Source organism: Novosphingobium sp. PASSN1 (genome assembly GCF_002278815.1).
In genome coordinates this window covers 82,969-103,890 of sequence record NZ_NKIS01000001.1, presented here as the reverse complement: position 1 = coordinate 103,890, position 20,922 = coordinate 82,969, and the positions used below count along the sequence as shown (strand labels likewise).

Here is a 20,922-nt window from a genome sequence, read left to right as displayed (position 1 = left end):
GCCTATGCTCAGAGCTTGGCCAGAAAATCATGCAGCGCGGCGTTGTAAGCCTCTGCCGCCTCGATGAACGGTGCGTGCCCGCAGCCTTCGATCAGCGCGAGCGTGCCGTGGGGGGCCATTTCCGCCGCCGCCTTGCCCACGCCGGGATCGAGGATCGCGTCCGCGCCGCCGACGATGGACAGCAGCGGCACCGGCAGCGCCTTCAGCGCCGCGCGCAGGTCAACGCGGCCAAGGTCCATCAGCGATTCGATCACGCCGGGGCCGCTGTCGATGAAGGCGGCCCACATCCAGTCGACCATATCCTGGCTGACGGGAAGCGCGCAGACGCCGCTGGCGAGGCCCCGGAAGAAGGCCGCGCGGTCGCCGCCGAGCGCGGCCTTGGTGGCCTCCAGCGAACCCGGCTCACCGCCATGGGGGAAATCATCGGAGCGGATGAAGCGCGGGGCCGCACCGCAAGTGAGCACCACGCCCGCGCAGGCTGCACCCAGCAGGCCCGCAGCTTCCACCGCCACCGCGCCGCCCAGTGACCAACCGTTAAGCACAGCGGGCTTGTCGGCGCAGGCCCGCACGATCCCGGCCACGTCGCCCGCGATCGCGGCAATCGAAACGTCATCGAAATCCCGGTCGGACTGGCCGCAGCCCCGGTGGTCGACCACGATCACCGCGTGGCCTGCCGCCTTCAGCACTTCCACCGTGCCCGCCCAGAGGCGGCCCGACATGGCCCAGCCGTGGATGAGCACGACCGGCACTCCGGCCCCGCGATGGTGTTCATAATAGACCGAGCGACCTTGGCCGCAATCGAACCGCGCCATCGTTTCTCTCCCTTGTCCTCCGCCCGCTATTGCGGTGCGGCCAGCGTGATGCCCGTCAGCGGGCTGAAATGCTGCATCGTCACCTTGCGGCGGGCGATCTTCCACACGCCATCGCGCCGTTCAAAGCGGTCGGTGTACGTCGCCGCCACGGTTTGCGCCTGCCCGTCGATGCTGTTGCCGATGCAATACACGTCACAGATGCCTTCAAGGGCATCGGTGCTGACGGAGGTGAGGCGCAAGTTCGTCGTGTAGTGGGTCGATTCCCTCCACGCGGGCCAGAGAATGTCCTCTACCGCATGGACAACGCCTTCATGCCCCACGAAATCCCCGAACGGCGGGCCGATTTCCCAAACCGCATCGCTCCACCAGATCGCGAGGAACCGCCCCATGTCGCGCTTGTCGAAGCCGAGGCAATAGTCGGACGTGAGATCCTGCAGCGCGAGCCGGGTCTCCAGCATGTCGACGCGCTGTTCGAGCGATTGGGCCATCAGGAAGCCTCCTCATCGAGATAGGGCGCGAACTTCGCAAAGGCAGCCGCGCGCGTATCGGGCACGAAATAGGTCGGCCACTGGCCGGGCGCGGGATCGACGCGGCGCAGGATGTCCTTGGCGACCGAAACTTTGTGCACTTCGGTCGGGCCGTCGACGATGCCCATTTCCGGCACGTACTGCCACATGTCCATCAGCGGCGTTTCGTTCGACATGCCGAGCGAGCCGTGGATATGCAGCGCGCGGTAGACCACATCGCGCAGCACGCCGGGCATGGCCGCCTTGATCGCCGAAATCTCGCGCCGCACGCGGTGGGTATAGCCCTTGTCCTGATCGAGCAGCCACGCGGCATAGAGCACATGCAGGCGGAACTGGGTGATCTGGGTGTAGCTGTCGGCGATGCGCTCCTGCACCATCTGCTTGTCGGCCAGACGCTCGCCCTTGGTGACACGGGAGACGGCGCGTTCGCACATCATGTCGAGCGCCTTGTTCAGCATCCCCACCGTGCGCATGGCATGATGGATGCGCCCGCCGCCGAGGCGGGATTGCGCAACGTTGAAGCCGCCGCCCACTGCGCCCAGCGTGTTGGCCAGCGGCACACGGCACTTGTTGAAGCGCAAGTAGCCATGCACCCCGCTGCCGATCTCGTCCTTCGGGCCAACAGCGGTGTTGCGCACGATCTCCAGCCCAGGGGCATCGCGCGGTACGATAATCGTGGAAGAGCCGGCATGCACCGCCACGTCCGGATCGGTGATGCACATCACGATCAGGAACTCTGACATGTCGGCATGGCTGGCGAACCACTTTTCGCCCTCGATCACCCAGTCATCGCCGTCCGCAATGGCGCGGCAGAGGAACTCGCCGGGGTCGGCACCGGCCTGCGGCTCGGTCATCGAGAAGCACGAGACGATATCGCCATCGAGCAGCGGCTGGAGATAGCGCGCCTTCTGCTCCTCGGTGCCGAAGCGGGCGAGGATTTCGGCATTGCCGGTATCGGGCGCCTGCGTGCCGAACACGGTGGGCGCAAAGCGGCTGCGACCGAGGATCTCGTTCATCAGGCCGAGGTGGAGCTGGCCATAGCCCTGCCCGCCCAGTTCCGGCCCCAGATGACAGGCCCACAGGCCCTTGTCCTTCACCACTTGCTGCAGCGGTTTCATGATCCGGCGCGCCTTCGAGCGCGGATCGAACGGATCGCCCGGCCCCCGGAACACAAGGTCCATCGGCTCGATCTCGCGCTTCACGAAATCGCGCATCCAGTCGAGCTTTTCAGCAAATTCGGGTTCGGTCGAAAAATCCCACGCCATCGGTTAAATGCTCACCTTTTCAGCAACCTGCATACCAGCCCCCATCAACCCACAGTTCCGCGCCCGTGATATAGCGCGCCTCGTCAGAAGCGAGGAACAGCGAAGCATGGGCAATGTCCATCGGTTCGCCAACCTCGCCCATCGGGATCGAGGCCTTGATCGCCGCATCCTGTTCGGGCGTGATATCGCCCAGGATCGGGGTACGGATCTGGCCGGGGAAAATCGTGTTCACGCGCACGCCCTGCTTCACGAACTCGAGCGCTGCGCCCTTGCCCATGACGCGCACCGCCGCCTTGGAGGCATGGTAGCTGATCGCATCGGGGCTGCCGATCAGGCCATAGAGCGAGGAGATATTGACGATGGCGGAGCCTTTGCCCGCCTTGATCAGCTCGGGCGCGCCTGCCTTCATGCCATAGAAAACGCCGGTCTGGTTGACCGCCACCATGCGGTCCCAGCCTTCGGGCGATTCGGCTTGGACCCCGCCGGGGTGAAAGATCCCGGCGTTGTTGACCAGCGTGGTGAGCTTGCCGAAGGTTTCGACGGTGAGCGCAACGGCCGCCTGCCAACTGGCCAGATCGGTCACGTCGAGCCGGGTGAAGGCTGCCTTGCCGCCTGCCGCGGCGATTTTCGCGCCAACCGCCGCGCCGAGTGCGTCCTGCAGATCGCCGATCATCACCATCGCGCCCTCGCGGGCATAGAGCAGCGCCTGAGCCTCACCCAGCCCGCTCGCACCGCCGGATATCAGCGCCACTTTGCCCTTGAGCCGATCGCCCACTGGACCTCTCCCATTATCGCTCTAGTGGCATTGTGGACCACACTTACTAGTTCCAGACAAGCAAAATATTGAAAGGGAGGCTCACTTGCCACCACTCTCTTCCCAGCAATTCCGCCATATTCTGGAGTTATGACAGGTAACAATCTGACCATCGGGACGCGGCCAGCGCAATTTAACTTGTTCGGGTATAGCAAGTTTGATAGACATCGGGACAGGCGACGAAGTCTTCTGCGCGTCCGGATGGGGATTTCCCCGCCCCGCGCGCTGGCAGGCAGAACGATACAGCCGGGAATAACGGGGCCACGCCAGAAGAGCGTGGCAAGATGGGAGAGACGGGATGAGCATGTCGGGTAAGGCAATGCGCGCGCTTTTGGCGGCGTCGATTTCAGCCGCGGGTCTGATCGCAGGTCAGGCTCACGCACAGCAGGCACCGCAGCAGGCTGAAGCGAGCGAAGGCCTTGAGGCCATCGTGGTGACGGCGCGCAAGCGCACGGAAAACCTCCAGAACGTTTCGTCCTCGATCAGCGCGCTGGGTGTCACTGATCTGGCCAAGCGCTTCGATTCGGACGTGCGCGACTTTGCCAATTCCGCCCCCAACGTGCTGATCGACGATACCCAGCAGGGTCCGGGCGGCGTGGCCGCGATCTACATCCGCGGCATCGGCGTGGCCGACGTGGAGAAGTCAGTCGATCCCGCGGTCGGCGTGGTGATCGATGATGTGTACCTCGGCCAGAGCTCGGGCAGCCTGCTGAAAGCCATCGACGTCGACCGCGTGGAAGTGCTGCGCGGCCCGCAAGGCACGCTGTTTGGCCGAAACGCCACGGGCGGCGTGATCAACCTTGCCCGCTCCAAGCCCACGCAGGACCTTACCGGCAAGGTGCGCGGCACCTATTCCAGCTTCGACACCTTCGATTTCCAGGGCGTCGTCAGCTTCGGCCTGGCGCCGAATGTCGCGCTCAAGGTCTCGGGCGCCTACAACACGACCGACGGCTACATCTTCAACAAGACCTTCAACCAGCCGGGCCAGAAGTCAGACTTCCGCGCCATCGGGGGCCAGCTGCTGCTGACGCCGACGCCCCAGCTCGAAATCAGCCTCAGCTACGATCACCAGCTGACCCGGCAGGATCCGCCCCAGCTTTCCGCGCTGGCCAAGCCGACCGACTTGTTCTGCGCCGCCTTCAAGTATTGCTCGCCGGTTCCGACCGAGCCGATCACGGGCGACCGCTATGTCAGCATCAGCAATGCGCCGGTCGACAAGAGCGCGCGCTTCCAGCTCGACATGGCGATCGGCAAGGCCAAGTACGAGCTCTCCAGCGATCTCGATGTCGAATATATCCTCGGCTATCTGAAGACGAGCGAGTCCATCAACCAGGACTTCGATTCCACCCCGCAGACGCTCTATCACACCGACCGTCCGGCCCGCTGGCGGCAGGTGACCAATGAAGTGCGCCTCGTGAAGGGCGGCGGCGGCCCGCTCACGTTCGTGCTCGGCGGCTACCAGTGGTTCTCGAAGTACACCATCAACCTCAAGAACTACATCGGCTTCGCCGGCCCGCCGCTGCTCACCAGCGCGCAGGACGTGACGCAGACCACCAAGTCGTGGGCCGGGTACTTCGAAGGTGACTACAAGTTCACCGACAAGCTCAAGCTGACAGTCGGCGGGCGCTACACGCACGATGCCAAGACCACGCAGGTCAATGACAAGACGATCTTCATCTACGGCACGCTGGAAGAGAAGAATCCGATTGCCAGCATCCCGCCGAAGGCTGGCGTCAACATCGTGATGCCCACCCCGATCGAGGCAAGCTGGTCGAAGTTCACCCCCAAGGTCAGCCTCAGCTACAACTTCACGCCCGATGTGATGACGTATGCGCTGTGGTCGCGCGGCTATCGCGGCGGCGGGTTCAACGGCCGTCCGGCTACGATCGGCGCTGCCACCACGCCGTATAATCCCGAAACGCTCGACAACTACGAACTGGGCTTCAAGACCGAGTTCCTGAACAATCGGGTCCGCCTCAACGGCGCGGTCTACCTGATGAAGTACAAGGACATGCAGCAGGACCTCGACGTGCCGGCCCCCGGCACTTCGACAGGTCGCGAAAACCGCACGATCAATGCCTCGAAGGCTGATCTCAAGGGCTTCGAGCTGGATCTGACCGCGCGGATTACCCCCACGTTCACCATCGGCGGCAACGTCGGGTTCCTCGATAGCCAGTACAAGGACTTCTTCGGGGACATCTACAGCACAGGCAAGCCCGTGGATGCCACGTTCCTGCGCATCCGCCGCGCCCCGCGCTGGACCTGGGATGCGCGCGCTTCGTATGAAAACGAGGTTGGCCCCGGCACGCTGATGGCCAATGCCGAACTGCACATGATCGGCGCGCACGAGCTGACCTTCCTCAACAACCCGAACTTGCGCAACGCCGCTCAGTACCTGCTCGATGCCTCGATCAGCTACAAGATCAACAAGACGATGATCAGCGTGTTCGGCAAGAACCTCGCCGACGAGAACGGCTACACCATCGGCTACGACGTCCAGAACGTGTGGAGCTATGGCGCGGCGCGTCCGCCCCGCCAGTGGGGCGTTGCGGTCACCCAGACGTTCTGATCGCAGGCAGACGGCACAATGGTGGAACTTCCCGCCCGATCCGGGCCTGATGTCCGCCGCTGGTTGGTGACCGGGGCATCGCGCGGCATTGGCCGCGCGGTCGCCGCGCTCGCCGCCAGCCGGGGCGACAGGGTCTGCATCGTTGGCCGCGATCCCGGAATTACCGGGATCGCGGCGGCGATGGGCCCTGACGTCTTCGGCATTCCCGCCGATGTTACCAAACCTGAAGACGTGGCGCGCATCGCGGCCGAAATCGAAGTGCGCTGGGGCGGGCTTGATGTGCTCGTCAACAATGCCGGGCTCCACCGCGGCGGCGGGCTCGAAAAGATTGCGGACGAGGACTGGGAGGCCACGCTCGCCACCAATCTGACCGGCCCGATGCGCATGGTCCGCGCGCTCGCCCGCCTGATGCCCGCAGGTAGCGCCGTGGTGAATGTCGGCGCGGTCGTCGGCTTCCGGGGCTTTCCGGGCGACAGCTGCTATGGCGCTTCCAAAGCGGGACTCACCGGGCTAACCCATGTGCTCGCGGTAGAGCTCGCGCGGCGGCAGATCCGGGTCAACATGGTCGTGCCCGGCTTCGTCGATACCGAAATGACCGCGACGATTTCCGACCGGGCGCGACAGGCCATCATCGATCGCATCCCCCTGAAGCGCATGGGCACGGCCGAGGAAATGGCCGATGTCTGCTGGTCGGTCGCCGGTTCGACCTACATGACCGGGTCGGTGATCTTCACCGACGGAGGCCTGATGTGCAACCTGTAGACGCCGAAAGGCGACTGCAGGCATGGCTGGCACAGGAAACCGGACGCACGGGGATTGCCCTTGGCCCGGTGCTGACCGGCGGCAATTCCAACGTCACGCGCCTGATTGAGACAGCCGAAGGCCGCCTCGTGCTGCGCCATCCCCCGGTCGAAGTGATTTCCGACAAGGCCGCCGCCGGGATCGAGCGCGAGTACCGTGTGATTTCCGCGCTGGCGGGCCTCGCCCCGGTGCCCAAGGCGGTGGCGTGGTGCGGTGATCCCGAAGTCATCGGCCAGCCTTTTGCCGTCACCGAATGGGTGGAAGGCATCGCGCTGACGGAACACCTCCCGGCTGGGTGGCCCGATACGGACGAGACCGTCAATGCGCTGGGCCTGACCATGGTGGAAGGCCTCGCGCAGGTCCATGCTGCGGATTGGCGCACCGTGCTCCCCGCCGATTTCGCCCGGCCCGAAGGCTTCGTGGAGCGCCAGATCGAACGCTGGCGGAAGGTGCGCGCAGGCGACCGCGTGCGCGATCTGCCGCTGCTGGAGGAAATCGGCGCATGGCTGCTGGCGAACCAGCCTGCGCCTGGCCGCGCCAGCGTGATCCACTGCGATTTCCACCTCGATAACTGCCTTGTCGCGCCCGACCGGCCCGAGCTCAAGGTCATTCTCGATTGGGAGATGGCAACGCTCGGCGATCCGCTCGTGGATCTGGGCCTCTGCCTGTTCTTCTGGCAGCGCGATGCGGCGGCAGAGCTTGGCTTCGGTTTCGTGCAGGGCCTCACCAACCGCCCCGGCGTCCTTCCCGCCCGCGCGCTGGCCGAACGCTGGTCCGAGCGCACCGAATTCAGCCACGCCGCCATCGATTACTACATCGTGTTCGCCGCCTGGCGCCTTGCCGCGATTGTCGAAGGTGCCTGGGTGCTGCAGACGCAGGGCAAAGTCGATACGCCCTATTCGCGCGGCCTTGAGCGCGATGTTCCGGCGCTTTTGCGCGAGGCGGCGCACATCCTCGAAAAAGGAAAAGTCCGGTGAAATCGACGATGATGGATCATCCGCTGTCCACGCAGATGATCTTCGATCGCGGCGAGCGCCTGTTCGGGTCCAGCCGTGTCGTATCCTTCGATGGCACCGCGACGCACACCCGCAGCTTTGGCGAAACCGCTGCGCGCGCGCGCCAACTCGCTGGTGCACTGGCCGCGCTTGGGCTGCCCACGGGCGAGCCGGTCGCGACGTATTGCTGGAACAGCCCGGCGCATCTCGAAGCCTATCTTGCAGTTCCCGCAATGGGCGCGGTGCTGCACACGCTCAACGTGCGCCTGCCCGCCGATCAGATCCGCTACATCATGGATCACGCTGGCGACCGGGCGCTGATTGTCGATGCCGTGCTGCTGCCAGCCGTGGCCCCGGTGCTCGGCGAATGCCCCGCGCTCAGCCATGTCATCGTCGTGGGCGATGCACCGGCGCGCATCGAAGGCTTCGGCGGCACGGTTCATGCCTACGAAGACTTCATCGCCGCCGCTGCACCGATGACCACATGGCCCGCATTGGTCGAAACCGATGCCGCCGCCATCTGCTACACCTCGGGCACCACCGGCCTGCCCAAGGGCGTGGTCTATTCGCACCGCTCGGTCTATCTCCACAGCCTCGCCTCGATGGCGGCGGATACCTTCGCGATTTCGAACCGCGACCGGATCCTGATGGTGCCGCCGATGTTCCACGCCAATGCCTGGGGCATGCCCTATTCGGGCTGGCTGGCGGGCAGCGACCTGATCCTGCCCGGCCCTCACCTGCAGAGCCAGCACCTCGCCCGCCTGATCGCGCAGGAACGGCCCACGTTGATGGCCGCCGTGCCCACGATCCTCAACGATCTGCTGCAAGCCCACGCCGCAGCGCCGCTCGATCTTGCCTCGTTCCGCACCATCGTCTCGGGCGGCTCTGCCGTCTCCGCCAGCCTGGTCGAGCGGGTCAAGGCCGCATGGGGCGTGGATGTCGTGCAAGGCTGGGGCATGACTGAAACCAGCCCGATGTGCGTCCTCTCCTTCCCCCCGCGCGAAACCGGGCCGGAAGGCGAAACGCCGTGGCGCGCGAAGGCCGGGCGGCCAGTGCCGGGGATGCACGTGCGCATCGTCGATGATGAAGACCGCCCCCTGCCCGAAGACGGCAAGGCGATGGGCCACCTGCAATTGCGCGGGCCATGGGTGACGGGCGGCTACCTCAGGCATGCGCCCGAAGACAACCGCCTGACCGCCGACGGCTGGCTGCGCACCGGCGATGTCGGCCGGATCGATGCGCTCGGCTTCGTCGAGGTGACCGACCGCGCCAAGGACCTCATCAAGTCCGGCGGCGAATGGATTTCCTCCGCCGATCTGGAAAACGCCATCGCCGCGCTGCCGGGCGTTGCCGAGGCGGCGGTTTTCGCCATTCCCGATCCGCGCTGGGAGGAACGCCCGCTGGCGGTCGTGGTGCCGCAGCCCGGCAGCGAACTTGTCCCCGCCAACTTGCGCGCCGGGCTACGCGCGCAGTTTGCCAGATTCATGATACCCGAGTATTGGGCACGGGCGGACTTCATCCCTAGGACCACTGTCGGCAAGTTCGACAAGAGAACACTCAGGGAGCAGTTCGACACCGGAGGGATGACTGTCATCGTGGAAACTGGGTTCATCTCCGGAGACTAGGATTGAATGTGAATATCTCCCCTCCCGGCGAATTTCCGGTCGAGCGCCCAAGGCTGACGCAGGGCGAACGCACCGCGCTTTCGGATGCGCGCATGTTCGAGGCGGCGATGCATCTCATCGTCGAGCTTGGCACGCACAACACCACGCTCAAGGAAGTGGGCGAGCGCGCTGGCTATAGCCGCGGCCTTGCCAGCAACCGCTTCGGTTCGAAGGAAACGCTGTTCGGATTTCTGGTGCGCGATTTCAACGAAAAGTGGGCCGCCGAACTGCGCCGCTTCGTTGGCAAGAACACCGGCCTCGCCGCCATCGAAGGCGCGCTGGATGCGGTAGAGTTCTTCCTGCTCAATCGCACCAAGCAGATGCAGGCGATGTATATCCTGTGGTTCGAATCGATCAGCAGCTATCCGCTGGTGCGCCGCCGCCTTGCCGCCAATCACATCGCCTATCGCAAGGATACAGCCCGCTGGCTGGCGCAGGCGATCACCGACGGCGAAGTGCGCGTCGGTGTTGATCCCGAGAGCTTTGCCGTTGAGTTCAGCGCGTTCATCTTCGGGCTGGTCTACCAGTGGCTGGCCAATCCATCGGCGATCAACCTGCACACCCTGATGCAGCATTACCGCGAAAACACGATCCGGATGTTGCGCCAGCCCGCAATCTGATTGCGGGCACATGGCCCTGGCTGCCCCGCCCGGCGCAGATGCGTGGCAACCTGCGCGAAAGTGCTAGCGATTGACCCAACAACCGGTGTCGACAGATGCCTTTGGATATGATGTTGTATCGCCATGATAAGAATGGCGCGGCAGGCGTCAGGGGCGGGATACCATGGCACGGGCTACCAAAGCTGCGATACCGGCAATAGACCAGTCGTGTCTCGAAGCGCTCGAGAAGCACTTCGTCTCGCAGGAACTCTATAGCCGCGATGATGTGCCCGAACGGCAGGCGCGTGTGGCACGCGCAGTCGCCGATACAGTTGTCCCGCAGATCGTTCGCCTGCACACCGAAGTGCTGCCGCAAGCGCCCGAGATCGAGCATGTGGTGGAAGCCCTCATGCCGACCGCCTCGGACATCTCGGGGCTTGCCGATATCATTCTGGGCGCAGACCTCGAAGTGTCCGTCGCCTATGTCCTGATGATGCGCGATCGCGGCCTTTCGATGGACACGCTGTTCATCGAACTGCTCGAACCGGCAGCGCGGCGGCTGGGCGAGCTGTGGGACAGTGACGAATGCGACTTCATCGACGTCACCCTCGGCGTGGCGCGGCTGCAGAAGCTGCTGGCCTTCTTCAATGACAGCCACGGCTCGCCCGCGCTGCTCTCGCGCCGCACTGTTCTGCTGGGCACCGCGCCGGGCGATCAGCACTCGTTCGGCGCCTCGATGGTCGAACGCTTCCTTGGCGCGGCCGGCTGGTCGGTACAGACGGTGTTCGATCAATCAGCCGACATGATGGGCCACGCCGCCCGGCGGGAATGGTTTGCGGTCGCCAGCCTGACGGCGGGATCGGATAAGTACCTTCCTGCGCTGAGCAACGTCATCAAAGTCATCCGCCGCCAATCGCTCAATCCGGCCATCGGCATCATGGTCGGCGGCCCGGCGTTTTCCGAAGATCCGGGCTTGGTGCGTGCAGTGGGCGCAGACGCCACCGCCACCAACGCACCGGCTGCGGTGCTGATGGCGCAAAAGCTGTTCGAACTGGGCGCGATGCAATCGGGGCACTCCCCTCGCCAGCAGGCGCACTAGCCTTCAGGTCTTGCGCGCCTTGAGCCATGCCTTCCCGGCCTTCTGGATGGTGAGCAGCGCGGAGAACGGCGAAATGCCGATCCGGGCCTTGCCGGTGCGCGCCAGCGCATCGATCTGCGCATAGTACCAATAGGTCACCGCAAACCCTTCGACCGCGCGCAGCATCTTCAGCCCGCCAAGGAACGAGAGCCACGGCGGCAGCAGCTTGAGCTTGTTTTCCCAGCGATCCAACTCGTCCGCACCCGCAAGCAGCTTGGCGGAACCGGCGGTATCGACGCAGAGCGGGCGGCCAAGCCCGATCACATCCGCCCCGCCCGTCTCCAGCGCCGTGTTCATGGCGCGGCGGCTGCGAAATCCGCCGGTGACCATCAGCGGCATCGTCAGCGAAGCGCGCATGGTCTTGGCGAAATCCACGAAATAGGCCTCGCGCGCGATGGTCGAGGCTTGCTGCGCCGGCCGGTCGGGCGCTTCCATCCCGGCAATGTCCATCATCGCGGGTTGTTCATAGGAGCCGCCTGAAATCTCCAGCAGATCGACTCCGGCATCCTGCAGCCAGCGCGCGACGATCACGCTTTCTTCAAAGGCGAAGCCGCCCTTCTGGAAGTCCGCCGAATTGAGCTTCACGCCGATGGGGAACGCTGGCCCCACCCCGGCGCGCACCCGCGCGATCACCGCCAGCAGCATGCGCGCCCGGTTTTCAAGGCTGCCGCCCCACTGGTCGGTGCGCAGGTTCGCGCGGGGGCTGAGGAACTGCGAGAGGAGATAGCCATGCGCGGCGTGGATCTGCACGCCGGTATAGCCGGTCGCCTTGGCCACTTCCGCCGCCACGCCGAAGCGTTCGATCAGATCGATGATCTCCGGCTCGGTCAGCGCTTCGGGCAGGCCGAACTGCTTGCCGGGCAGGCCCACGGCAACGGCGGAAGGCGCCTTGGGATGCGGGTTGACCGTCACTTGCGTCTGGCGGCCGGCATGGCTGATCTGCATCCAGATGTGCCCGCCCGCGCGCGTTCCGGCATTCGCCATCGCGCGCAGCCCCGCCAGCGCGGCCTCGTCCTGCGGGCCTGCGATGATGACATTGCCCGGCCGTTCGAGATGGTCCGGGTCGATCTGGACATTGCCGGTGATCAGCAAGCCCGAGCCGCCATCGGCCCACAGGCCATAGAGCCGCGCCAGTTCGGGCGTGGCGCGACCTTGCGGATCGGCGAGGCCTTCGGTCATCGCGGCCTTGGCCAGCCGATTGGGCAGCACTGCGCCGCAAGGCAGCACGAGGCTGTCGGCGATTGTCGTGTTGGCAGGCGTCAGGCTGGCGGTTTCTGTGGTCATTGGCGGCTCTCCCCGAATGTTCTCATTATGAATAGCCGCATCAAGCCCGGCGTAGCTTTCGGTTGCAAGCCTTTACTGCGACCGGCAACGAAAGCGGCCTGAAGGCGAAAGAGGAGTGGGCGATGGATCTGGGCTTGGCCGGGCGCAAGGCGCTCGTGAACGGCGGCAGCGCGGGCATGGGGCGCGGGGCGGCGCTGGCGCTGGCGCGCGAAGGCGCTGAAGTGTTCATTTCCGCACGCGGGGCCGAGCGGCTGGAGCAGGCTTGCGCCGCCATCGCTGCCGAGACGGGCGCGAAAGTCCATCCCATTGCCGCCGATCATGCCAGCGACGAGGGCCGCGCCGCGATCCTCGCCGCCTGCCCCGATCCCGATATCTTCGTGGCGACATGCGCCCCGCCGCCCTTCACCGGCGATTTCCGCGATGTCTCGCGCGAGGAATTCGAGAAATCGGTGGCGACCGCGCTGCTGAGCCCGATCGACTATATCAAGGCCGTTTCCGCGCCGATGGTGGCGCGGCGCTGGGGCCGGATTGTCAACATCAGCACCGGCGCGGCGAAGTATCCCGCCGCCATGCGCGTCCTCTCAGGCCCGCCGCGCGCGGCGCTGGCCAACTATTGCCACGCGATTTCCAAGGAACTGGCGCGCCACAACGTCACGGTGAACTCGGTGCTGCCGGGGATGCACCACACCCCCGGCATCGAAGACATGATGAACCCGCGCGCTGCCGCGAACGGGCGCACCTATGACGAGGAAGTGGCCGCCTTCGTCAAAGCCGTGCGCATTCCCGCCGGGCGCTTCGGCGATGCCGAGGATCTCGGCGCGCTCGTCGCCATGCTGTGCAGCGCGCAGGCCAGCTTCCTCACCGGCCAATCGCTGGTGGTGGACGGCGGCATGGGGACTTCGATCTTCTAGTTGACCCGATACCCCGCCCCCCGGATCAGCTTTCCGGGCCGCGCGCCGGTCGATTGATCGAACCGGCGGATCACTTCGCCCGCCACAACCGTCGCCTCATAACCGGTGGCGCGCTGATGCAGGCGGCGTCCGCCTGCGGGTAGATCGCGAACCACTTCGGGCAAGTGGAGCGACAAGCCATCGAGGTCGATCACGTTGAGGTCGGCCCGTTCGCCCACCGCGAGCAAGCCGCGATCGGTGAGCCCAACCGCGCGCGCGGCCTTGCGGCTGAGCATATGTACGGCTTCGGCGAGATCCAGCTTCAGCGGGCCCTCCCCCTTCACGAACTGGGTGAGGAGGTAGGTCGAATAGCTCGCATCGCAGATCGCGCCATAATGCGCGCCTCCATCGCCAAGGCCGGGGACGCAATACGGATGGCGCAGCATTTCGTGCGCGCTGGCGAGCGAGGCGTTCTCGTAGTTGCCGAGCGCGGCGAGGAACAGGCCGCGCCCTTCCGTTTCGAGCAGGCGGTCATAGGCCACTTCCTGCGGCGTGCAGCCACGCGCCGCGGCCTGGCCCGCCATGCTGAGGTGTGCAGGCGGCGCATAGTCCGGCGGATTGTCGAGCGGGAACAGCCAGCGCCAATTGCGCGCAAGCACGTTGAACGGGTGACCGGGGGCGAAGTCTTCGCTCAGCAGCGCCTCCCGCAGCGCGGGATCGCGCATCGCGGCAACTTGTTCGGGGATCGGCAGGTGCGCGATTTTCGCCCAGCTCGGGCAGAGCACGAAAGGATGCACCGTCAGTTCCAGCCCAGCGATCAAGCCGATGGGGCGCGGCATGACTTGCGCGTGGGCCACGCCGCCCGCTGCGTTGGTCTTCTCCAGCATTTCCAGCACGCGGCGCCAGCGCGGCGCAGTATCGTTGCCCGAGGCGAGCGTGAATGTCGCCGGGCGGCCGCTGGCGGCGATCACCCGCTCGATCACGCGGTATTCCTTGTCCCACCCGACAAAGGCATCGAGCACGACCTGAAACGTGCCCGCGCCCGCATCGGCCATGCCGCGCGTGATCGCTTCCAGCTCGGCAATATCGGCATCGAAGGTGGGGATCGCGCCGCCATCTGCGGTCTTGTGGATCGATAGCCGCGAGGTAGCAAAGCCGATGGCCCCGGCGCGCATCGCCTCGGCCGTGAGGCGGCGCATCAAGGCAAGGTCGTCTTCCGTGGCAGCCTCACGCGCCGCGCCCCGCTCGCCCATCGCATAGACGCGCAAGGGCGAGTGCGGGAGATAAGCCGCCACGTCGATATCGCGCTTCTGTGCGGCGACCTTGTCGAGGTATTCGGGGAAGGTTTCCCAGTCCCACGAAAGACCCTCGGTCATCACCACGCCGGGAATGTCCTCCACGCCTTCCATCACGTTGATCAGCATATCGTGATCGGCCTTGCGGCAGGGCGCAAAGCCCACGCCGCAATTGCCCATTACCGCGGCCGTCACGCCGTGTGCGGAGGACGGCGAAAGCTCCTCGGCCCAGATGCACTGGCCATCGTAATGCGTGTGAACGTCGATGAAGCCTGGGGTGACGATCCGGCCCTTCGCGTCGATTTCCTCCGCGCCGCGCCCGCTGAACGCCCCGATGGCAGCAATGCGTCCGCCTGCGATGGCCAGATCGCCTTCGATCAGATCGCCGCCGCTGCCATCGGCGATGGTGCCGCCCCGGATTACCAGATCATAGTCCGCCATGCCTCAGGCTCCCTGCATCACGCGCACGATCCCGCCGATCAGCGAGCCGAGCACGAAGGTGTAGATCGGCGGCATCGAGATATAGAGCGGGAGCAGCCGCTTCTCCGCCGCCCGGTGATAGCCGCGCGCATAAAGCACCCGCATGAACGGCCAGATCGCACCGATCCCGGCGGCCCAATACGGGCTCACGACATAGGCGAAGAGCCACATGCCCGGCAGGAACAGCACGAGATGTTCCAGCGTATTCTGGTGGGCGCGGACATAGCGTTCGTATTCCTCCGGCCCGCTGTGCGATGGCACCGCGATCTTGAACCGCCCCCGCGCCAAGCCCGCCATCAGCAGCGTGAAATAATAGGCCAGCAGCGCCAACGCGCTGACGATGACGACATAGACATAAGGATCTATCATGGATCTGCGCTGCGCCTCTTCCCCGGTTATGCTGCGGAGGCTGAAGCAGGGCAGGCTATGCGGCAACTCGCACTTTTGGGGCCAATCAGCCTTCGCCCAGCTCCACCGGGAGATGCCGTTCTAGAAACGCGATGACCGAGCCATTGAAGGCATCGTTGCGATCCCCGGCCACCATGTGCCCGGCCCCGCCGACATCGGCCACTTCGAGATGCGAGACGATGGCGCGGAACGCTGCGATCCCGGCATCGCTGACGACATCGCTCTTGAGCCCGCGCACCACCAGCACCGGCAAGCCGGTCTCGGCGAGCGCGACGGCAGATTTTTGCACGGTTTCGTGAAACGTTTGCGGGCGGTCGGACACGATGCGCGGATCCCAGTGCCAATAGAACCGGCCATTCTCGCGCTGGCGCAGATTGCGCATCAGGCCCGCCGGATCGCGCGGGCGCGGTCGGTCCGGGTTGTAGGCGGCAACGGCATCGACTGCGGCATCCAGCGTGGCGAAGCCATCAGGGTGCGCGCGCATGAAGGTAACGATGCGGCTGATCCCCTGGGGCTCGGGATGGGGCACGATATCGACCAGCACCACAGCAGCGGGGCGGATATCCTGCGCCACGGCATGAATGCTCGTCATCCCGCCAAGCGAGGCTCCGACCAGCGCGAAGGGCTGATCGAGCTGCGTGACGATGGCTTCAAGATCGGCGACGCGGTCATCGAGCGCATAGGCACCGGCATCGGACCAACCGCTTTCCCCGTGCCCACGCGCGTCGAAATTGATGACCCGGTAGCCTTGCCGCGAAAGGGCCTTCGCCGCGCCCGACCAGCTGTGCCGCGTCTGCCCGCCACCATGGAGCAGGATGACCACTGGCGCGTCCAGCGGCCCGGTGTCATCCGCCACCAGCGCCAGCTGATCGCGCGAGACGATCCGGTTCAACCGCTGCGAACGGCTCTGAGCAAGCTGGCTTGGCGCATCAATCGTCATGGTATTCCGTCTGCCCTCGAAGTTGGCGGGGGTGGCCCGATTAATCGGCACATGACACAGTTCGCGCAGCAGGGCACCAGCCGATATGCGTAGGCCCGCAAGACTGGTCCGTGGCTGGCCCGAGCCGGGCTCGAAAGCGCGATCATTCGCGGCGCTTGGCATTTCTGGCCAACCCGGCCCCGATCCATCGCCAGTGTGCGCAAACGTGCAGTGAGGGGTCAACCTGCCAGCTGAAGTCAATTGCAATTGGCCCCAAGCCCATAGTCTGCGCGGCACGAACGACCGGCACAATTGCCGGGCATCCGTCTTTCAGGGGAGCAAGACACTATGGGCAGGCGCACAGCAGGTTTGTTGGCATCGGGGGCGGCGCTGGCCGCAATTCTGGTTGGCGAGAGCGCATGGGCGCAGTCTAGGGCGCAGGCCGATCCGGCGGGCGCAAGCGAAAGCGCGGATACCGGCGGCGAGATCATCGTCACCGCCACGCGCAAGAGCGAGAGCATCAACAAGGTTCCGCTCAGCGTCAGCGCGCTTTCGCGTGAGGCGCTCGACAGCCGCGGCATCCGCAACTTCACCGACGTGATGCGCCAGACCCCGGGCGTGAGCTTCGAGAAATCGAATACGAGCACCAACATCGCCATTCGCGGCGTCAATTCCTCGGTCGGCGCGGCCACTACCGGCATCTACATCGATGATGTGCCGATCCAGGTGCGCCAGCTCGGCTATGGCGGCGGCAATGCCTATCCGGTGGTGTTCGATCTCGATCGCGTCGAAGTGCTGCGCGGCCCGCAAGGCACGCTGTTTGGCGCAGGTTCGGAAGGCGGCACGGTGCGCTTCATCACCCAGCAGCCCAGCCTCGATACGCTCAAGGTCTATGCCCGAACCGAGGCCAGCGCCACCCAGCATGGCGCAGGCAATGGCGAAAGCGGCATCTCGCTCAGCGCGCCGCTCGTCGAAGGCAAACTCGGCATGGCGGTCAGCGGCTATTATCGGCGCGATGGCGGCTATGTGGACCGGATCAGCTCGTCCACCGGCAAGGTCGTCCAGCCCAACGCCAACCGCACCGACAGCTTCGTGGCACGCGCTGCGCTAACATGGCAGCCGGTCGACAACGTCAAGATCACGCCAGCGATCTATTACCAGAACATCGAGGCGGACGACAGCGGCGAGAGCTGGGAGAAGTTTTCCGACTACGGCAACCACAAGTTCGTCAACGCCAACCAGCTCGCGGAAACAAGCAAGGACCGCTTCACCCTCGCCTCGCTCAATGTCAGCGTCGGGCTTGGTGCGGTCGACGTGATTGCGGTCGGCTCCTACTTCGATCGCAAGCAGGCGTTCGTGCAGGATTACACCAACTTCGACCAGACCCTGTTCACCGGGGCCAACGCCCTGCCGTTCTTCCCCCAGCAGGCGGACCCGGCGGATTTCCTCGTGGCGCAGAAGAACTGGACCGGCGAACTGCGCCTCCAGTCGAACAACACCTCCAGCCCGCTCACCTGGGTGCTGGGCGGGTTCTATTCGCATGCCGAGCAAACCTCGCTCCAGAAGGTGACCTCGCCCTACTTCCCGGTCTACCTGTTCGGCGCTCCGGCCCCCGTCCCCGGCTTCTCGATTTATGACCAGAACGCGGTCTCGACCGACGAGCAGGCGGCGGTGTTCGGACAAGTCACCTACAAGTTCACCGACAAGCTCTCGGCGCTGGCCGGGCTGCGCTACAGCCACACGGTCTTCACGATCCGTTCGATCGCGCAAGGTTTCGTCGTCGGTCCGCTGGTGGATGACCGCGGCCGCCAGAGCGAAAACCCGATCACGCCCAAGTTCGGCCTGAACTATCAGGCCACGCGCGATACGCTGGTCTATGCCTCGGCCTCGCGCGGCTTCCGCGTGGGCGGCTACAACCCGCAGGTCGGCACGTTCTGCGGCGGGGAACTGGCGAGCATCGGCTATCCGGGCGGCCGGCCGACCAACTTCAATTCGGACTCGGTGTGGAGCTACGAACTGGGCGTGAAGAGCAAGTTCGGCGGGCTCGGCAGCGTGCAGGCCAGCGTCTACCAGATCGACTGGAAGAACATCCAGCAGGCGGTGGCGCTCAACAGCTGCGGCTTCCAGTTCACCAACAACCTCGGCAAGGCGCGCAGCCGCGGCTTCGACCTGCAGGTCGAAGTCCGCCCGACCGAACGCCTGACGCTTCAGGCCGAAGTCGGCTATGTCGATGCCAAGTTCCTCGACACGATCAAGGGCGGTCCGACCGCGACGGCGCCGTTCGTGAGCGCTGGCGATGCCGTTCTGGGCGCGCCGTGGACGATTGCGCTCCACGGGCAGTATGATTTCGACGTTTTCCGCGAAAAGGGCGGCTATGTCCGCACCGATTTCGACTACCGCTCGAAGCAGAACACGCTGCCGCCTTATCTCAACCCGGCGAACGGCGCGATCGACACTGCGCTGCGCGTGCCGCCTGCAGTGGCGTTCTGGTCGGCGCGGCTTGGCGTGAAGCCCGGCAACTTCGATATCTCGCTGTTCGTCAACAACATCCTCGACAAGTCCACGTGGACGCGGCGCGAGCGGGCTTCGAACCCGTTCGAATTCTTCCGCCGCGAAACGCTGCGGCCGCGCACCTTTGGCGTGACCGCGTCCTACCGCATGTAACCAAGCCATGCGCATCGGCCTGCCCAAAGCTGGCAGGCCGGTGCGCATGGACATAAAGTGCAGCATAGGGGGAGATTGCCGGTATGAAGCTCACGCAACGCGGCCTGCGCCGCTTCCTGTCCGCCACGGGCCTTGCGCTGGTGGCCTGCGCCCCTGCCGCACGCGCCGCACCGCCTCCGGTGCTGCGCTTCATCAACGGCCATATCTACACCCCACAAGGCTGGCGCAGCACGATGGACGTGCGCGGCCAGAAGATCGTGCGCATCGGCACGCGGAAGCAGGCGAAGGCATGGCCGCGCGGCGCAGCCAGGGTGATCGACCTTGGCGGGCGCACCGTGATGCCCGGCCTTTACGACATGCACGTCCACCCCGTGTTGCAGGCCAAGGGCGATGAGGGCCGCTGCCGCATTCCGCAGGATGCCGGGCCGCAGCGGCTGATCGAACTCGTCAGCGCCTGCGTGAAGGCGGCAAAGCCCGGCGAATGGGTGAGCGGCGGTCAGTGGCAGTCCTCGCTGATGACCGGTACGCCGATCACCGCCGCCACGCTCGATGCCGTCTCGCCCGATAATCCGGTGATGCTGTATGATGTCAGCGGCCACAGCGTCTGGGCCAATTCACTCGCTCTCGCCGCTGGCGGCATCACGGCGGGTACACCCAATCCCGAAGGCGGGATCATCGAGCGCGACGCGGGCGGCAATCCCACCGGCGTGCTGCGCGAAACGGCGGGCCGCCTGCTCACCGTCAAGGTTCCTCCCCAGCCCCGCGCCGAAACCGAGCGCCAGCTTTCGGCACATCTGGCCATGCTCGCGGGTTTCGGCGTGGTCGGCTATGTCGAGGCGATGGCCTACCGCGACGACCTTGAGGTCTATGCCGCGCTGGCCGACAAGGGCGTGCTCAAGCAGCGCGTGCAGGCCTGCATTGCCTATTCAGAATCCGGCCGGCCCAACCCTGTCTTCGCGCAGACGCTCGCGGACCGGGCAAAGTTTGCGCGCGCCACCTTCAATGCAAACTGCGTCAAAGTCTTTGCCGATGGCGTACCCACCGAAAGCCACACCGGGGCCATGCTGGCAGACTATCAGGCCGGCCAGCCCAATGCGCCCGCGCGCGGGTTGCTGCTGTTCGATCCCGCCGGGATGGCGAAGGACGTGGCGCAGTGGGACAAGATGGGCGTCACGGTGCTGTTCCATGCTGCCGGAGACCGCGCGGTACGCGCCTCGCTCGATGCCATTGCTGCGGCGCGCAAAGCCAATGGCATGGGCGGGCCGATGCATCAGGTCGGCCACCTCACCTTCATCGATCCCGCCGATCTGCCGCGCTTCAAGGCGCTGAAGGCGGCTTCGGAATTCTCGCCCTATCTGTGGGATCCCCAACCGATCAACGACGACATTACCGCCGCCGTCGGCGCTCCGCGCATCGACCGCGTGTGGCCGATCCGCGAAGGCTTCTCCTCGGGCGCGCTGGTCGTGGCCGGGTCGGACTGGGCTGTGGTCCCCTCGCCCAACCCGTGGATCGGCATCGAAACCGCCGTCACCCGCCGCAATCCCGGCGGCGGCGCGCGCAGCTACGGGCTGGCGGAGGCGATCACCCTGCCGCAAGCGATCACCATGTTCTCGATCAACGCGGCAAAGCGGATGGGTATGGCCGACAAGGCGGGTTCGCTGGAGGCAGGCAAGTTCGCCGATTTCCTCGTGCTCGACCGCGATCCGTTCGCGATCCCCGTGACCGAGATTCACAGCACCAGCGTGCTGGAGACCTGGGTCGGCGGGCAGCGGATCTTCACGCGGGCCAAGGGCTGAGG

Annotated in this window: 17 protein-coding genes; 9 read left to right on the top strand and 8 right to left on the bottom strand. The window is 65.4% G+C overall.

The features are described 5' to 3' along the window. Positions 1-8: 8 nt before the first annotated feature. From CFE35_RS00435 to CFE35_RS00420, 4 genes are read right to left on the bottom strand one after another with little or no spacing between them, the layout of a single operon-like run. Positions 9-812 carry an alpha/beta fold hydrolase gene (locus tag CFE35_RS00435; RefSeq protein ID WP_292926817.1) on the bottom strand — a complete coding sequence of 268 codons (804 nt, stop codon included), beginning with the start codon at positions 810-812 and terminating at the stop codon, positions 9-11. 26 nt (positions 813-838) lie between these two features. Further along, a complete protein-coding gene (locus tag CFE35_RS00430; protein ID WP_292926815.1) occupies positions 839-1,300 on the bottom strand; it encodes a nuclear transport factor 2 family protein in 462 nt (153 codons plus the stop codon). Beyond that, positions 1,300-2,604, bottom strand: a complete 1,305-nt coding sequence (locus CFE35_RS00425; RefSeq protein WP_292926813.1) for an acyl-CoA dehydrogenase family protein — start codon at positions 2,602-2,604, stop codon at positions 1,300-1,302. The genes CFE35_RS00430 and CFE35_RS00425 overlap by 1 nt, the downstream gene beginning before the upstream one ends. A 19-nt stretch (positions 2,605-2,623) precedes the next feature. Continuing rightward, on the bottom strand, positions 2,624-3,379 hold the full coding sequence (locus tag CFE35_RS00420) for a glucose 1-dehydrogenase (RefSeq protein ID WP_292926811.1): 756 nt from the start codon (positions 3,377-3,379) through the stop codon (positions 2,624-2,626). A gap of 343 nt (positions 3,380-3,722) precedes the next feature. Between CFE35_RS00420 and CFE35_RS00415 the strand changes: the two genes are divergently transcribed. From CFE35_RS00415 to CFE35_RS00390, 6 genes are all read left to right on the top strand, one after another. Then, complete coding sequence (locus tag CFE35_RS00415) at positions 3,723-5,987, top strand: TonB-dependent receptor (protein WP_292926809.1); 2,265 nt, start codon at positions 3,723-3,725, stop codon at positions 5,985-5,987. Positions 5,988-6,005: 18 nt separating this feature from the next. Beyond that, the gene (locus tag CFE35_RS00410; protein WP_292926807.1) at positions 6,006-6,749 is read left to right on the top strand and encodes an SDR family oxidoreductase; all 744 of its coding nucleotides are present in this window, start codon (positions 6,006-6,008) and stop codon (positions 6,747-6,749) included. Next, positions 6,737-7,765: a phosphotransferase family protein gene (locus CFE35_RS00405; RefSeq protein ID WP_292926805.1), complete on the top strand. Its 1,029-nt coding sequence runs from the start codon at positions 6,737-6,739 to the stop codon at positions 7,763-7,765. The genes CFE35_RS00410 and CFE35_RS00405 overlap by 13 nt, the downstream gene beginning before the upstream one ends. Beyond that, positions 7,762-9,408, top strand: coding sequence for a long-chain-fatty-acid--CoA ligase (locus CFE35_RS00400; RefSeq protein WP_292926803.1), 1,647 nt, complete (start codon positions 7,762-7,764; stop codon positions 9,406-9,408). Before CFE35_RS00405 ends, CFE35_RS00400 begins: the two co-directional genes overlap by 4 nt. Positions 9,409-9,416: 8 nt before the next feature. Continuing rightward, positions 9,417-10,067 carry a TetR/AcrR family transcriptional regulator gene (locus tag CFE35_RS00395; protein ID WP_292926801.1) on the top strand — a complete coding sequence of 217 codons (651 nt, stop codon included), beginning with the start codon at positions 9,417-9,419 and terminating at the stop codon, positions 10,065-10,067. Positions 10,068-10,230: 163 nt separating this feature from the next. Beyond that, a complete protein-coding gene (locus CFE35_RS00390) occupies positions 10,231-11,145 on the top strand; it encodes a B12-binding domain-containing protein (RefSeq protein WP_292926799.1) in 915 nt (304 codons plus the stop codon). A gap of 3 nt (positions 11,146-11,148) precedes the next feature. Here CFE35_RS00390 and CFE35_RS00385 read toward each other — a convergent pair whose 3' ends face one another. Beyond that, positions 11,149-12,468, bottom strand: coding sequence for an NADH:flavin oxidoreductase/NADH oxidase family protein (locus CFE35_RS00385; protein WP_292926797.1), 1,320 nt, complete (start codon positions 12,466-12,468; stop codon positions 11,149-11,151). A gap of 122 nt (positions 12,469-12,590) precedes the next feature. Here CFE35_RS00385 and CFE35_RS00380 point away from each other — a divergent pair, with 122 nt between their 5' ends. Beyond that, complete coding sequence (locus CFE35_RS00380) at positions 12,591-13,379, top strand: SDR family oxidoreductase (protein ID WP_292926795.1); 789 nt, start codon at positions 12,591-12,593, stop codon at positions 13,377-13,379. Here the strand turns inward: CFE35_RS00380 and CFE35_RS00375 are convergent. The 3 genes from CFE35_RS00375 to CFE35_RS00365 all read right to left on the bottom strand — a co-directional run bounded on the left by CFE35_RS00375 (position 13,376) and on the right by CFE35_RS00365 (position 16,481). Further along, the gene (locus CFE35_RS00375) at positions 13,376-15,094 is read right to left on the bottom strand and encodes an amidohydrolase family protein (protein WP_292926793.1); all 1,719 of its coding nucleotides are present in this window, start codon (positions 15,092-15,094) and stop codon (positions 13,376-13,378) included. The two genes, CFE35_RS00380 and CFE35_RS00375, sit on opposite strands and share 4 nt — an antisense overlap. Positions 15,095-15,097: 3 nt before the next feature. After that, entirely contained in the window at positions 15,098-15,502 is a 405-nt protein-coding gene (locus CFE35_RS00370; protein WP_292926791.1) for an MAPEG family protein, read from the bottom strand. Positions 15,503-15,587: 85 nt separating this feature from the next. Then, positions 15,588-16,481 (bottom strand): alpha/beta hydrolase, encoded by an 894-nt coding sequence (locus CFE35_RS00365; protein WP_292926789.1) that lies wholly within the window; start codon positions 16,479-16,481, stop codon positions 15,588-15,590. A gap of 327 nt (positions 16,482-16,808) precedes the next feature. On the opposite strand from CFE35_RS00365, the gene CFE35_RS00360 reads away from it, so the two are divergent. Together CFE35_RS00360 and CFE35_RS00355 are read left to right on the top strand one after the other, a co-directional pair. After that, positions 16,809-19,124: a TonB-dependent receptor gene (locus tag CFE35_RS00360; protein ID WP_292926787.1), complete on the top strand. Its 2,316-nt coding sequence runs from the start codon at positions 16,809-16,811 to the stop codon at positions 19,122-19,124. A gap of 83 nt (positions 19,125-19,207) precedes the next feature. Next, positions 19,208-20,920: an amidohydrolase gene (locus tag CFE35_RS00355; protein ID WP_292926785.1), complete on the top strand. Its 1,713-nt coding sequence runs from the start codon at positions 19,208-19,210 to the stop codon at positions 20,918-20,920. The last annotated feature ends 2 nt before the right edge of the window (positions 20,921-20,922 follow it).

Coding starts and splice junctions, on each gene's coding strand:
- CFE35_RS00435 (WP_292926817.1), bottom strand. CDS start 812: ATGGCGCGGTTCGATTGCGGCCAAGGTCGCTCGGTCTATTATGAACAC.
- CFE35_RS00430 (WP_292926815.1), bottom strand. CDS start 1,300: ATGGCCCAATCGCTCGAACAGCGCGTCGACATGCTGGAGACCCGGCTC.
- CFE35_RS00425 (WP_292926813.1), bottom strand. CDS start 2,604: ATGGCGTGGGATTTTTCGACCGAACCCGAATTTGCTGAAAAGCTCGAC.
- CFE35_RS00415 (WP_292926809.1), top strand. CDS start 3,723: ATGTCGGGTAAGGCAATGCGCGCGCTTTTGGCGGCGTCGATTTCAGCC.
- CFE35_RS00410 (WP_292926807.1), top strand. CDS start 6,006: ATGGTGGAACTTCCCGCCCGATCCGGGCCTGATGTCCGCCGCTGGTTG.
- CFE35_RS00390 (WP_292926799.1), top strand. CDS start 10,231: ATGGCACGGGCTACCAAAGCTGCGATACCGGCAATAGACCAGTCGTGT.
- CFE35_RS00385 (WP_292926797.1), bottom strand. CDS start 12,468: ATGACCACAGAAACCGCCAGCCTGACGCCTGCCAACACGACAATCGCC.
- CFE35_RS00380 (WP_292926795.1), top strand. CDS start 12,591: ATGGATCTGGGCTTGGCCGGGCGCAAGGCGCTCGTGAACGGCGGCAGC.
- CFE35_RS00375 (WP_292926793.1), bottom strand. CDS start 15,094: ATGGCGGACTATGATCTGGTAATCCGGGGCGGCACCATCGCCGATGGC.
- CFE35_RS00370 (WP_292926791.1), bottom strand. CDS start 15,502: ATGATAGATCCTTATGTCTATGTCGTCATCGTCAGCGCGTTGGCGCTG.
- CFE35_RS00365 (WP_292926789.1), bottom strand. CDS start 16,481: ATGACGATTGATGCGCCAAGCCAGCTTGCTCAGAGCCGTTCGCAGCGG.
- CFE35_RS00360 (WP_292926787.1), top strand. CDS start 16,809: ATGGGCAGGCGCACAGCAGGTTTGTTGGCATCGGGGGCGGCGCTGGCC.
- CFE35_RS00355 (WP_292926785.1), top strand. CDS start 19,208: ATGAAGCTCACGCAACGCGGCCTGCGCCGCTTCCTGTCCGCCACGGGC.